The following is a 14,062-nucleotide window of genomic DNA, read 5'->3' as shown; positions in this document are numbered from 1 at the left end:
GGGGCATTGTTGGGTTAACTCCCGCGTGCGGGTGCCGTACCATGAAGACCGTGACAGCGTACGTCTCAGCCCTGGACCTCTTTTCCATCGGAATCGGCCCGTCTAGTTCCCACACGGTGGGTCCGATGCGTGCTGCCCGCGTTTTCGCCGAAGACCTCGTGGCGACCGGCCGTCTGGCCGAGGTGGGACGCATCCGCTGTTCCCTCTTCGGATCGCTCGGGTCAACCGGTCTCGGCCACGGTACGCCCGATGCCGTCCTCGCCGGGCTGACCGGGCTGCGCCCGGAGACCTGCGACCCCGACCAGGTACGTTTCGCCTGGTCCGGCCTGCGCGATGGCGCCACCCTCACTCTGCTCGGTAGGCACCGCATTCCGATCAGCACGAGCGACGTGCTCTTCGAGCCGCGCACCCGTCTGCCCGGCCACCCCAACGCGCTCACCCTCTCGGCCTGGGCGACCGACAGCGCAACGGATGCCCCGCCCCTGCTCGAGGAAACCTTCTATTCGATCGGTGGCGGGTTCATCCGCCGCGGCACCGAACGCTCGAGCGCACAGGCCCGTGTCGCTCAACCACTCCCCTACGATTCCAGTGCCGAATTGCTCGCCCTGTGTGACGCGCACGAGCTCACCATCTGCGAGGTTGCCCGCCGCAACGAGGAAGCGATCCACGGTGCCGCAACGCTCGACGCGGGCCTCGACGCCATTTGGGATGCCATGCACACCTGCGTCGACGCCGGGCTCAGTCACACGGGGCTGCTGCCGGGGGGCCTCAAGGTCAAGCGTCGGGCCGCGGCGGTACGTATGCGCCTGGAGGAATATGACGGGCTGCCGCTGCGCGACCGCGATACCTCCACCGAGTGGTTGCACGCCTTCGCGCTCGCGGTGAACGAGGAAAACGCGGCTGGCGGCCGGGTGGTCACCGCACCGACCAACGGGGCGGCCGGCATCATCCCGGCCGTCGGTCACTACTACCTGCGCTTCGTTCCCGGAGCGGATGCCGCCGGCATCCGTCGGTATCTGCTCACGGCTGTGGCCATCGGTTCCCTGGTCAAAGCCAACGCGTCGATCTCCGGAGCCGAGGGCGGCTGCCAGGCCGAGGTGGGCGCGGCCTGCGCCATGGCCTCCGGCGCGCTCTGCGCTGTGCTCGGCGGCACTCCGCGACAGGTGGAGAATGCGGCCGAAATTGCCATGGAACACCATTTGGGGCTCACCTGCGATCCGGTCGGGGGCCTCGTGCAGGTGCCCTGCATCGAGCGCAACGCCATTGCCTCGTCGACCGCGGTGTCGGCAGCCCGGCTGGCGCTGCACGGCGACGGAACCCACCTGGTCTCGCTCGACACCGTGATCGAGACCATGCGGCAGACCGGACTTGACATGATGACGAAGTACAAGGAAACCAGCGAGGGCGGGCTCGCCGTGAACGTCATCGAGTGCTGACGGACACCCCTGAATGGGGGTAGTCAGCTCCGTGTTGCCGCCATGTCGGCAGCCTAAACTGGCTGAACGCGTGCATCGACGATGTCGCATCGCGCCTCTTGAAAGGGTTGAACCATTCGCAGCACACTCGCACGCCGCCCGTGGGGCATCATCGTCGCCACTCTCCTGCTCGTGGCGATGGCTGGCTGTGCCGGCGAACCGGCTCCGGCCGTCACTGTGACCATCACCCCGGACGTCACGCCGACGCCCACACCGAGTCCCACGCCGACACCGACGCCCGTTCCCACCGAGGAGGCGGCGCTGATTCCGAACCCGACGGTGCCCGACCTCGTTCCCAACGCAGAGCCGGTGCCGCTCCCGCAGGGGCCGGCGGCTGACCAGGGCGCTACGCCTGGAGCCCGCGGCACCACGACCGCCGACGGTGCGGGCGCACTACTCACCTACACCGTCGTCGAAGGCGACGCGTTCTTCGACATAGCTCAGCGGTTCAATATTCCGGTGCAATTGCTGCTCACCATGAACCCCTCGGTACCGGGGCTCGGCGAAAACATCTACATCAAGCAGGTCATCAACCTGGACTGGACCACGACGCGCTAACCGGCCGGAGTTTCACCGGCCACTGTGTCGCCGGATGACTCGACCCGGCACCGGTTCCGTCGGCTGTCGGCGGCCCCCGCTAGCCTTGCACCATGAGTTCTCCCGTTCCGCCTTCGCGCCTTGTGTCCAGCCCCGTTGTCTCCAGCCCCGTTGTCTCGACCCAGTGGCTTGCCGATCATCTCGGTTCCGACAACCTGGTCATTCTCGACGCCACCGTGTTTGCGCTAGCCCCGTCCACGACCGAGTCGGGGGCGGCGGGTCCCCGCTACCTCAGCGGTCGTGACGATTACCTCACCAAGGGGCACATTCCCGGGGCCGTGTTCGCCGACCTGTTCGACGTCTTTTCCGACCCGGCCGGTGAATTTGATTTCTCCCGGCCGAACGCCGACCTGTTCGAGAAGGCGGCGGCATCCGTCGGTATCGACAACGGCACGACCGTAGTCGTCTACGACGCCGTGGTCGGCCAGTGGGCGGCCCGCATCTGGTGGTTGTTCCGCGCCTTTGGCTACGACGATGTCGCCGTGCTCGACGGCGGCCTCACCAAGTGGCACGCCGAAACACGCCCCTTTGCGACCGGCGGCGTGCGTCCGCGGGTTGTCGGCGGGTTCACGGCAGCGCCGCGTCCCGAGCTGTGGGTCGACAAGAGCTTCGTCGAGTCCATCGTGGCAGGCGTAGCGGATGCCGCCCTCGTCTGCTCCCTGCCGCCGGCGGAATTCGCCGGCACGGCCGGGTCCCGCTCGCGGGCCGGGCACATCCCCGGCAGCATCAGCCTGCCGGCCAGCACGCTCGTGGATCCTGCCACGAACGCGTTCCTGCGCGGTGACCAGCTCGATGCAACGCTTTCCCCGGCCGTCACGGCTTCAGCGGCGGGTGCGTCGGGTCACCTCGTCACCTACTGCGGCGGCGGTATCGCCGCGGCAGCGAGTGCTCTCGCGCTCATCCGCGCCGGTAACGAGCACGTATCGATCTACGACGGCTCGCTCGACGAGTGGGCCGCCGACGCCGCGGCGCCGCTGAACGCGCCCGGCGCGTAGCCCACAGCACCCGCGCCGACGCCCGCCGCGGATGAGCGCGCCGGAATTCGGTGGCCGCTAGGTCGGTTCGTTAGCGGCCACCGAGATCGGGCACAGTCCTGGGCAGATCCACTGGCACGCGCCTGCGCGACGCCGCGCTAGAGGCGATTCACCCCGGTGACGCGCACGACCGCCGCGCCGAGCTCGTCGGAATCGGCCAGGTTCACGCTCGCGCTGATCCCCCAGTCGTGGTCGCCGGCCGGGTCGTCGAGAATCTGCCGCACGGTCCACTCCTCGACGCCCTCCCCGATCATGAGCAGGTCGGAGCTGCGCGCGTTGCCGCCGGTGAGTAGCTCGTCGTGCTCGGCGAAGTAGCCGTCCATCGCGTCTGCCCAGACATCGGCCGAGTAGCCATGCTCGCGATCGAGTTCACCGAGCTCGTCGTAGTGTTCCAGCGCGGCCAACTGCACCCGACGGAACAGCTCGTTGCGCACCAGAATGCGGAAGGCCCGCACGTTGGTGGTCAGGCGGCGAGGCGGCGGCGGCAGGATCGCGTGGGCATCCGCTTCGTGCGCGGCTAGGTCGGGGTGCAGCAGCTCTTCCCACTCGTCGAGCAGGCTCGAGTCCACCTGACGCACGAGTTCGCCGAGCCATTCGATGAGGTCGAGCAAGTCTTCGCTCTTGGCCTCGTCGGGAATGGTCTGCCGCGCGGCCCGATAGGCGTCCGAGAGGTAGCGCAACACCACGCCCTCGCTGCGGGCCAGCTTGTAGAACGCGATGAACTCGCCGAACGACATCGCCCGCTCATACATATCGCGCACCACGGACTTGGGCCGGAGCTCGAAGTCCGCGATCCACGGCTGCGAAGCCTTATAGGTGTCGAAGGTGTAGTTCAACAGTTCTTCGAGCGGCTTGGGGTGCGTGATCTCCTCGAGCAGCGCCATCCGCTCGTCGTATTCGATGCCCTCGCGCTTCATCGCGTTCACGGCCTCACCCCGGGCGGCAAACTGTTGCCCCATGAGCACGGGCCGCGGGTTGTCGAGGGTCGACTCCAGAATCGAGATCATGTCGAGCGAGTAGGTAGGCGATTCCGGGTCGAGCAGTTCGAACGCGGCCAGCGCAAACGGTGACAGCGGCTGGTTGAGCGCAAAATTCGCCTGCAGGTCAACGGTCAAACGGATGCTGCCGCTCGCGCTCTGCTCCACAATTCCAGCTTCACGCAGGGTCTTGTAGATGCCCAGGGCGCGTCGGGCTAACACCAGCTGGCGGCGCCATGGTTCGTGGTTGTCGAAGACCAGGGAGTGCACGTGGGCGAAGGCATCGCCGCCGCGCCCGATCACGTTGATGAGCATCGCCGCGGTCATCTGCATGGAGGGCGACAGGGTCTCGGGTTCGGCATCGACCAGACGGCGAAAGCTTGGTTCGCCCCAGGACACGAAGCCGTCCGGCGCCTTTTTGCGCACAATCTTGCGCTTCTTCTTCGGGTCGTCGCCGGCCTTCTCGATGGCCTTGAGGTTCTCGCTCTCGTGCTCCGGCGCCTGGATGACCACCGTGCCAGCCGTGTCGTAGCCGGCCCGCCCGGCCCTCCCGGCGATTTGGTGGAACTCCCGCACGTTCACCTGGCGCATTTTCACGCCGTCGTATTTGGTGAGGGCGGTGAACAGCACGGTGCGAATCGGTACGTTGATGCCGACGCCGAGGGTGTCCGTGCCGCAGATCACCCGCAGGTAGCCGCGCTGCGCGAGCTGCTCGACCAGCCGCCGATACTTGGGCAGCATGCCGGCGTGGTGCACGCCGATTCCCATGCGGATGAGCCGCGACAGGGTCTTGCCGAAACTCGTCGTGAACCGGAACTCGCCGATCAGTTCGGCGATGACGTCGCGCTGTTCACGAGTGGCGACCTTGGCGCTCGCGAGGGCCTGCGCGCGTTCCAGGGCGGCCGCCTGGGAGAAATGCACGATGTAGACCGGCGCTTTGTCGGTGTGCAGCAGCTCTTCGACCGTTTCATGCACCGGCGTCTGCTCGTAGTAGTAGCTGAGCGGGACCGGGCGTTCCACCCCGGTGACGACGGCGGTTGGCCGCCCGGTGCGCCGGGTCAGGTCGTCACTGATGAATTTCACGTCGCCGAGGGTGGCCGACATGAGGATGAACTGCACGCGCGGCAGGAGCAACAGCGGCACCTGCCAGGCCCAGCCGCGTTCCGGGTCGCCGTAGAAATGGAACTCGTCCATCACGACGAGGTCGACCTCGGTGTCTTCGCCGTTACGCAGTGCCAGGTTGGCGAGAATCTCGGCGGTGCAGCAGATGATCGGGGCGTCGGCGTTGACGCTCGAGTCGCCGGTCATCATGCCGACGTTCTCGGCGCCGAAGGTTTCGACCAGGGAGAAGAACTTCTCGCTCACGAGGGCTTTGATTGGCGCGGTGTAGAAGCTGCGCTTGCCGGCCGAGAGCGCGGCGAAGTGCGCGCCGACGGCCACGAGCGACTTGCCGGTTCCGGTCGGGGTGCTGAGGATCAGGTTGGCCCCGGAGACGATCTCGATGACCGCCTCCTCCTGGGCCGGGTACAGGGTGAGGCCTTGGTCGGTCGCCCAGGATTCGAACGCCTCGAAGAGAACGTCGGGGTCGGTTTCGTTTTCGAGGCGCACAAGCAAAGACATAGTCCCTTAACACTGCACTACTTCTGCCGCTCCCGCCCACGAACGGTACCCACGCCGTCCCTCCCCCGTGGCTAATTCCGGAAATCCCCTCGGAAAGGTGCACGAAGGCGGGGCAATCGGTCATTTCATCGCCGATCTCCTGACTTAGCCACCAAACCCGGAGCCAAGATGTGACGGATGTCTGACGAAACCGGCGCGGACCCCGGGCAGAGTGCTAATCACAGCCGCCGGTTCTAGGCTGGCTGCATGGTTTATGTCACCCCCGATACCGCTGCGGCTCGGACCCCCCGCCGCGCCCGGGCCCTCTGGCGCCCGGCGGCCGCGGGACTCGCCGCAGCCCTGGCCGGCCTGGGCCTGGCCGAGCTGACTGCCGCATGGATCGCCCCCGGCGCGAGCCCGGTGCTGACCGTCGGCGCGCTCGTCATCGACATTGTTCCGCCCGGTGTCAAAGAACTCGTGATCGGCTTGTTCGGCACGGCCGACAAGTTCGTGCTCATCGTCACCATCGTGCTCGTGCTGGCCGTGGTCGCCGCTCTGGCCGGCATTCTTGAATCGAGGCGTCCACCGTTCGGCCGTCTGCTTGTCGTGCTGATCGGCGCGATCGCCCTGTTCGCGGCGCTCTCCCGCTCGAGCGCCTCCACCCTAGACGCGGTGCCGGCGGTTGTCGCCATGGGGGTCGCCGCGATCGCGCTGACCTTCCTCACCACGAGGCTGCCGACACTTCGAGCCACCGAGAGCACCGCCGCCACACCCGACGGGGCGCTCGAACTGGGCGCACCCTTTGACACCTCGGACCGCGCCGAGACGCCCGGCCCCGACCGCCGCCGCTTTCTCGTCTACACCGGCGTCGCTGCGGGCATCGGGCTGCTCGCCCTGGTCGGCGGCCAGCTCAGCGCCGCAGCGACCAGGGCAGCGGATGCCGCGCGCGCGTTATTCACGCTGCCAGCGGCATCCGTTCGGCAGGCCGCAATACCGGCCGGGGCGAGCCTCGACGTGGCGGGCATCACCCCGCTGATCACGCCGAACGCGGACTTCTATCGCATCGACACCGCCCTGAGCGTGCCGCGGATCGACCCCACGACCTGGCGGCTGAGAGTCACCGGCATGGTCGAGAATGAGGTCGAGATCGACTTCGCCGAGCTGCTCGCGCTGCCACTCGAGGAGAGCACGACCACCCTGGCCTGTGTGTCGAACTACGTCGGCGGCGACCTGATCGGTAATGCCACCTGGCTCGGCTACCCAATTCGCGAGCTGCTGGCCCGCGCCACGCCCACGAGCGGGGCGGATATGGTGCTCTCCACAAGCCAGGACGGCTTCACGGCCGGCACCCCGATCGAAGCGCTGACCGACGGTCGCAACGCCATTCTTGCCGTGGGTATGAACGGCGAACCACTGCCGCTCGAGCACGGCTACCCGGTGCGCATGGTCGTGCCCGGGCTGTATGGCTACGTCTCGGCCACGAAGTGGGTCGTCGAGCTCAAACTCACCCGATTCGACCAGGAACAGGGCTACTGGACTCCGCGCGGTTGGTCCGAACTCGGCCCGGTCAAGCTGTCCTCCCGGGTCGACGTGCCGCGCGACGGCACCTCGGTGCCCGCCGGATCCGTCGTCATCGCCGGCGTCGCCTGGTCGCAGCACGTGGGAGTGAGCAGTGTCTCCGTGCAGATCGACGACGGCCCGTGGAAGGACGCCACCCTCGCCGACGTGATCTCCGTCGACACCTGGCGGCAGTGGGCCTACACCTGGAGCGATGCGACCATCGGTAACCATACCGTCAAGGTGCGGGCAACGGATGCCGAGGGTCTCGTGCAAACGTCAGCCACTGCCGACGTCGCGCCCGACGGGGCCACCGGACTGCACGAGATCTCGGTGTCCGTCTCGTAAGTGACGCGCTGGGCGCAGGTTTGCCTGCCGAGCTCATGATTGAACCTGCACCCGGGCCGGTCTAGCGGGGGCGAAGCACCGCGATCGGCACGGTGCAGCCAGCCTTGTGCTCGTAGGGCGCGAAGAACGACGCCCTCGCCACGATCACGTCGCGCCACAGCGTCGCCCGCTCGGCCTCAGCGGCCACCGGCACTGTCACTGTCACTGTCAGTGTTCGCGGCCCCACCTGCACTTCCGCGTCACGCGCGACGCTGGAGCTGCGCCAGTACGCCGGAGTTTCGCCTCCCGCGTACTGGCGCAACTCCCGCGCGCTTTGGTATTGACGGGCTAGCCGTTGGCACCGCTGGTGTTGATGACACCGTTCACGCCGGCCGGGAAGAACCCGCCCGACCGCACCGGAGCCGCGTTGAGATAGGTGATGTTGAGCACCTGGGCGGCGCTGCGGCTGAACGCCAGGCCATTGGCGTCGGTCGGCACGAGGTTCGACTTCGAGGCGTTGCCGATGCCTTGGTCGAGGTCGGTCGGGCCGTCGACGGCGTCGCGCACATCGGAGATCGCCTGCACGGTCGTGTACACCGAGGGCAGTGCCACACCGAGCGCGTAGAGCGTGCTGCGGATGACGCCGGCGTGGTAGGCCTCGACCGCGAGCAGGCCGGCGGCCGCTTCGAGGTAGGTCTTGTTCGAGATCAGTGGCGCCGCGCCCTTGTAGGCGGTGACTCCGACGTCTTCGAAGATGAACGCGCCGAACAGAAAGTTCGCCTCGTTCGCGTACACGTCGAATTTCTGTCCGGGCTTGACCAGTCCGGCCGCCTGGGCGGCGGCGGTGAAGCTCGCGTCGAGGTTGATCTTGGGGCGTGACACGGCGACGCTACCGAGCGCGGACCGCAGGAAGGCCACGTGAGCTTTCTCGTCGGCGGCGATCTCGGCGGCGTACTTCTTGATGATCGACGTCTTGAAGTGCACCATCCGACCACCGGTCACGCCGCCGCGGGTACCGGTTCCGGTCGTCATGCTGTCGGGCAGCCCGCTGCCGGTCGTAGCCCGCAGATAGAACTCTGCCTCGAGGTACTCGAGATTGAGTGCGAAGTTCAAAATGGACGCGTCACTCGGCGCGGCTGCCGGGCCGGTCGATTCCGCGGCCAAAGCCGGTGAGCCAGTGGCGAGCATGGCTGCTCCCACACCGAACCCGGCCACACCAGCCGCCCGCAGAAAGTTTCGGCGGTCCGAAGAATTCTCTGCACTGCGGTTGATAGCGCTGGTAATGAAACCCTGATCAAACATTCTTGTTCTCCTGTCGATTGGCGAATGTGCCGGGTGGGTCTGAAGTAACAACGGCAACCTACCCGCTCAAATCAATCTCCCGGATGGCTGGACACGGACGTAAGCAAACGATAAGAATTATGCTCACTTTGTAGGTTTGTGCGTTCTGTATGTTTTCCGGCGCGACTGGACGCCAGCAGAGCGGATGCCGGCAGCCCGCGCCCGCTCGTGCCAGCTAGCGAGTCAGAGCAGGAGCCCGTCGCTGCCGACCGGGGGTAGCCGGCGAGCCACCCGGCGATCGTGGAGCACCGCGATACCGTAGGCGGCGAAGTAGAGCACCACCATGGGAATGGCGAGCAGGAACATCGACACCAGGTCGGCGGCCGGGGTCGCGATGGCGGTGAACAGAATAATGACGAGCATCGCCACGCGCCAGGATTTGATGATGGAGCGCGCGCTGATCACCCCGGCGAAGTTCAGCAGCACGATGAACACCGGCAGCACGAACGCGATTCCGATGGCGATCATGAGCTTGAGCACGAAGTCGAAGTAGTTCTGCGCGTTGATGAGCGCAGCATCCTGTCGGGGCGCAAAGCTCGTCATGAGCTCGACCACGTGCGGCAGCACGTACCAACCGGCCGCGCACCCGGAAAGAAACAGCGGCACGGCAGTGAAGAAGAAACCGAAGGTGTACTGCTTTTCCTTGCGGGTAAGCCCGGGGGTGAGAAACGCGAAAATCTGGTAGAGCCACATCGGGCTCGAGACGATCAGGCCGACATAGAACGAGATGCGCAGTTTGAGGTCGAACGCACTCGTAATGTCGGGGTAGTTGATCTGCGCGTTGCGATTCTGGGCTCGCACGATCGCGTAGATCGGCTCGCGCAGGCCGTCCCAGACGAAACTCGACAGAAACCAGCCGGCGATCGCACCGACCAGGATGCCGAGGGCCGCCAGAAAGAGCCGCTTGCGCAACTCCAGCAGGTGCTGTCCGAGAGACATCTTGCCTGTGCGCTTGTTTGCACCTTTATCCGGGGCGCTCCGCACCCCCTGCACGACCATCTGGCCTAGACCTTCGGGTTAGGCGTGCCGCTCGAATCGGTGCCGGAGCTGCTGTCGGTCGGTGTTTCCTCGGTGCGCTCCGGGGTGATCTCGCTCTTGAAGATCTTCATCGACTGACCGAGACTGCGGGCGAGCCCTGGCAGTTTCGGAGCGCCGAACAAGAGCAGAATCACGACGAGAATGATCAGAAAATGCCATCCGGTCAGGTTACTGAGCATGTAAATTCTCCCTCGAATCAAGTCGGTCGTGCAGCAGTGTAACGGCCACACCCGTGGCGAAACCGGGTAAAGCTCAGCATTTTCTTGGGTTGTAACATTTTCCCTAGAAATCCGGGAGAAACGGATGCCTACCCGGCTGTTCCAGCGGCGGGTTCGGACGTGGCGAAGCGCTCGAGAACGTCGATGATGCGCATTTTGCAGCCGCCGCATCCGGTGCCGGCCCTGGTGGCCGAGCTGATGCAGGCAACGCTGGTGTTGCCGGCCGCGGCCGAGTCGGCGATGGCTCCGACCGTGACCCCGTTGCACCAGCACACGGTCGCACCCGGGTCGAACGCACTGCCCGCGGAGGGCTCGTAGTCCGGCCCGTCGTAGCGCAGCAGTACGGAGCGATCGGCTGGCAGTTCGCTCCCGCGCTCGAACAGCAGCGTCAGTTCGGCGGCGGTGCGCGGCATGCCGACGCAGACGAACCCCTCGAGAATACCGTCACGGGTGACCATTTTCACGTAGCGCCCGTGCTCGGGGTCGGCCCACTGCGAGACGCTCAGGGGTGCCCCGGAGCACCCGGCAGCGTGGGCGTCGATGCTGGCGTTATCAGCGGCACGATCCCACGGGTCGGCGCCGGTGTTTCCCACCGACACGACGTCGATGCCCTCGGCCTTCAGCATGACCACGGCCGACACCGAAGCAGCCAGCGGCAACGCCGCACCCCGGCCTACCACCTCGACGGTGAATCGCGCTGCCAACCAGTCGGCCTGGCGCCAGCCCGGCCCGATCAGGCCGCTGGGCCCGCCGGAGGGCAGCGCGGTGGAAGCGCCGGCGCGAGGCGCAGGAGCCACGTGTGCGCAGTCGCCGATCGCGTAGATGCGCGGGTCTCCCCAGCTCTGTAGGTTTTCATCGACCAGGATTCCGGTCGACACCGGCAGGGCCGCCAGCTGGGCCAGCTCGATGCGGGCGCCGACACCGCAGGAGAGCAGCAGCAGGTCGCCGTGGATCTGCTTGCCGTCAGCACAGATCAGGGCGTCGAACCGGTCCACTCCGTCGTCGTCCTGGTGAAAGAGCAGGCTCTCGGCGCGAGAGTGGTTGACCATGGTCACGCCGGCCCGGCGGGCGCTCTGCGCGAGCACGCTGCCGCCGCCGCGGTCGAGGTTGCGTGCCATGGGAATCTCGCCGTGATAAACCACGCAGGCCTGGGCACCGGCGGTCGCCGCAGCGAGGGCAATCTCCATACCGAGCACGCCCGCGCCGAGCACGACGATGCGGGCTCCGGCAGTCACGGCCGCGAGCACCCGCTGCGCGTCGTCGAGGTCACGCAGCACGGTAACCCCGCGCGGGAGTGGGGCGCCGCTGGTGTCGAGGGTGGCGGCCTCCGCTGGCGGCGCCTGGCGATCGCGGCGCACGCGGGTGACGCCGTCGAGGGTGGGCACGTTGGCACGGGCGCCGGTGGCGAGCACGAGCCGGTCGTAGCGCAACAGCGTGCCATCGCTGAGCGACACCGCACGGCGACTGCGGAGGATGGCCGTGACGCTCAGGCCCAGGCGCAGGTGCACGCCGGCCTCCCGGGCGGCGAGCGTGTCGGTGATATCCAGGCTCTCCCGGTCGGCGTTGCCGACGGCATATTCGGCGATGAGCACCCGGTTGTAGGCGTCCGCGCTCTCGGCCCCGACTACGGTCAGCGTTGCCGCGCCGGCCCGCACGAGCGGCAGCAGCTCGTCGACGAAACGGGCACCGACCGGGCCGTAGCCGACCAGCACGATGTGCTCAGGGTTCCGGTGTTCAGACATGGGCGCCTGCTTCCACGAGCGCACGCACTCGAACGGTCGTCTTCTTGAATTCGGGCATACCGCTCACGGGATCGGTCTCGTCGTCCGTCAGCAGGTTGGCACGCTGATCGCCGGCAAAGTGAAACGGCAGAAAGACCGTGTCAAAGCGGATGTCGGTGCTCACCTGGGCCCGGCAGCGCACCGTTCCCCGGTCGTTGCTGACCTCGACCCAGGCCTCGTCGATGATGCCGAGCTGCTCCGCGGTAGCCGGGTGCAGCTGCAGTCGGGCCTCCGGCTGGGCATCGGCGAGCTCGCGCACCCGCCGAGTCTGGGTGCCGCTTTGGTAGTGCTCGAGCAGGCGGCCGGTGATCAGCGTGAGGGTGCCGTCGACCTGCGCCGGTGCACCGAGGCGACGGGCCTGGACGGCGACGAGGTGGGCGCGGCCGTCGGGGTGGGCAAAGCGGTCAAGAAATAGGCGGGGCGTTCCGGTGGACCCTGCGGGATACGGCCAGAAGGCCGGCTTCTCGGAGTCGAGCAGCTCATAGCTGAGCCCGGAATAGTCGGCCAGGCCTCCCGCCGACGCCCGGCAGAGTTCGTCGAACACCTCGGACGCTTCGGCACTGAACGTTGACGCCGAGTCGAGCCGGCGAGCGAGTTCCTGCCAGATCCACAGTTCGCTGCGCACGCCCTCCGGCGCGTCGACGGCCAGGCGGCGACGGATGACGCGGCCCTCAAGCGAGGTCATCGTGCCCTCCTCTTCGGCCCACTGGGTCACCGGCAGCACGACATCGGCGAGCACCGCAGTTTCGGAGAAGAAGAAGTCGGCGACGACCAGAAAGTCGAGGGTTTTCAGGGCGGCGCGCACCCGGTCTGCGTTCGGAGCCGAGACGACCACGTTAGAGCCGTGCACGAGCAGGCAGCGGACGCCGCCCGGCTCGCCCAGCGCGCTGAGCAGCTCGACCGCGGGAAGCCCAACGCCGGGCAGGCTATCGGGGTCGACACCCCAGACCCCAGCGACATGCGCGCGGGCGGCGGGATCGTTGATCTTGCGGTAGCCGGGCAGCTGGTCGCATTTCTGCCCGTGTTCACGTCCACCCTGCCCGTTGCCCTGGCCGGTGAGCGTGCCGTAGCCAGAGTGCGTCGTGCCAACAAGGCCGAGCACCAGGCTGAGATTGATCGCGGCGGTGGCCGTGTCGGTGCCATCGGCGTGCTGCTCGACGCCCCGCCCGGTGAGGATGTAGGTGCCGCTGCCGGTCGCTGCTCCGCGCGCAGCCCCGCCAGCGAGGCGCCGGGCTAGTTCACGCAGCTGCCAGACCGGCACGCCGGTCTGTTCCTGTACCCGGGCCGGCCACCACTGGCTCACGCTGCGGCGCACCGCGTCGAAGCCCGTGGTGCGGCTCGCCAGATAATCGAGGTCGGCGAGTTTCTCGGCGATGACGATGTGGGTCAGGCCGAGCAGCAGCACGAGGTCGCTGCCGGGGGTCGGCTGCACGTGCCTGCCGGCGCCGTCGTCGGTGAGTCGGGCGGTCGCGGTGCGGCGGGGGTCGACGACCACGAGGCCGCCAGCGGCGCGGGCGCCCTCGAGGTGGCCGATGAACGGCGGCATGGTCTGCGCCACGTTGGAGCCGAGAATCAAAATGGTGTCGGCCGTGTCGAGCTCGTCGACCCGAAACGGCAATCCCCGGTCGAGGCCGAACGCCCGGTTTCCCGCGGCGGCGGCGCTCGACATGCAAAACCGGCCGTTGTAGTCGATGCGGCTGGAACGAAGCGCCACTCGGGTGAACTTGCCGAGCTGGTAGGCCTTCTCGTTGGTCAGGCCGCCGCCGCCGAACGCGCCGACCGCGTCAGCCCCGTGTTCCGCCCGGGCCTCGCGGAGTTTCGAGGCGACGAGGTCGAGTGCGTCGCTCCAGGAGGCCGGCTCGAAGGTACCGTCAGCCTGTCGCAGCAGGGGTTCGAGAATGCGGTCCGGCGATGTGAGCAGTTCAGCGGAGGTCCAGCCCTTCTTGCACAGGCCCCCGCGGTTGGTCGGAAACTCCCGGCCCGTGACCGTCACGACTGCGGTGGCCTGCGAAACGGATGCTGCGGCATCCGTTTCAACCGGCGTTTCGACCGGGGTCAGCGTCATCGCGCACTGCAGGGCGCAGTACGGGCAGTGGGTTCGGGCCACGGGCATGGGTT

The 14,062-nt window shown here is 67.3% G+C and carries 11 protein-coding genes; 4 read left to right on the top strand and 7 right to left on the bottom strand.

Annotated elements, in window-relative coordinates:
• Positions 1-50: 50 nt before the first annotated feature.
• The 3 genes from E3T35_RS17110 (at position 51) to E3T35_RS17100 (ending at position 3,067) form a co-directional block, all read left to right on the top strand.
• A complete protein-coding gene (locus E3T35_RS17110) occupies positions 51-1,436 on the top strand; it encodes an L-serine ammonia-lyase (protein ID WP_134380447.1) in 1,386 nt (461 codons plus the stop codon).
• 177 nt (positions 1,437-1,613) lie between these two features.
• Entirely contained in the window at positions 1,614-2,033 is a 420-nt protein-coding gene (locus E3T35_RS19535; protein WP_166790004.1) for a LysM domain-containing protein, read from the top strand.
• A gap of 92 nt (positions 2,034-2,125) precedes the next feature.
• Entirely contained in the window at positions 2,126-3,067 is a 942-nt protein-coding gene (locus tag E3T35_RS17100) for a sulfurtransferase (RefSeq protein ID WP_134380239.1), read from the top strand.
• Positions 3,068-3,204: 137 nt separating this feature from the next.
• Here the strand turns inward: E3T35_RS17100 and E3T35_RS17095 are convergent, their stop codons facing one another.
• A complete protein-coding gene (locus E3T35_RS17095; protein WP_134346373.1) occupies positions 3,205-5,703 on the bottom strand; it encodes an RNA helicase in 2,499 nt (832 codons plus the stop codon).
• Between the two features lie 246 nt (positions 5,704-5,949).
• Here E3T35_RS17095 and E3T35_RS17090 point away from each other — a divergent pair, with 246 nt between their 5' ends.
• Entirely contained in the window at positions 5,950-7,587 is a 1,638-nt protein-coding gene (locus E3T35_RS17090) for a molybdopterin-dependent oxidoreductase (RefSeq protein ID WP_134380237.1), read from the top strand.
• A 61-nt stretch (positions 7,588-7,648) separates the two neighbouring features.
• Here E3T35_RS17090 and E3T35_RS19410 read toward each other — a convergent pair whose 3' ends face one another.
• From E3T35_RS19410 to E3T35_RS17065, 6 genes are all read right to left on the bottom strand, one after another.
• Positions 7,649-7,792, bottom strand: a complete 144-nt coding sequence (locus E3T35_RS19410; protein ID WP_206750661.1) for a hypothetical protein — start codon at positions 7,790-7,792, stop codon at positions 7,649-7,651.
• Positions 7,793-7,914: 122 nt separating this feature from the next.
• Positions 7,915-8,868, bottom strand: coding sequence for a ferritin-like domain-containing protein (locus E3T35_RS17085; RefSeq protein ID WP_134346375.1), 954 nt, complete (start codon positions 8,866-8,868; stop codon positions 7,915-7,917).
• Between the two features lie 222 nt (positions 8,869-9,090).
• On the bottom strand, positions 9,091-9,846 hold the full coding sequence (gene tatC, locus E3T35_RS17080; protein ID WP_134346376.1) for a twin-arginine translocase subunit TatC: 756 nt from the start codon (positions 9,844-9,846) through the stop codon (positions 9,091-9,093).
• Positions 9,847-9,911: 65 nt separating this feature from the next.
• Positions 9,912-10,124 carry a twin-arginine translocase TatA/TatE family subunit gene (tatA, locus tag E3T35_RS17075; protein ID WP_134380235.1) on the bottom strand — a complete coding sequence of 71 codons (213 nt, stop codon included), beginning with the start codon at positions 10,122-10,124 and terminating at the stop codon, positions 9,912-9,914.
• 128 nt (positions 10,125-10,252) lie between these two features.
• Complete coding sequence (locus tag E3T35_RS17070; protein WP_134346378.1) at positions 10,253-11,905, bottom strand: FAD-dependent oxidoreductase; 1,653 nt, start codon at positions 11,903-11,905, stop codon at positions 10,253-10,255.
• The gene (locus E3T35_RS17065; RefSeq protein ID WP_134346379.1) at positions 11,898-14,057 is read right to left on the bottom strand and encodes a molybdopterin oxidoreductase family protein; all 2,160 of its coding nucleotides are present in this window, start codon (positions 14,055-14,057) and stop codon (positions 11,898-11,900) included. Before E3T35_RS17065 ends, E3T35_RS17070 begins: the two co-directional genes overlap by 8 nt.
• Between the last annotated feature and the right edge of the window lie 5 nt (positions 14,058-14,062).

This window comes from Cryobacterium sp. TMT1-2-2 (genome assembly GCF_004403505.1).
Classification (GTDB): domain Bacteria; phylum Actinomycetota; class Actinomycetes; order Actinomycetales; family Microbacteriaceae; genus Cryobacterium; species Cryobacterium flavum.
This window is presented reverse-complemented; position numbering and strand designations above follow the sequence as displayed.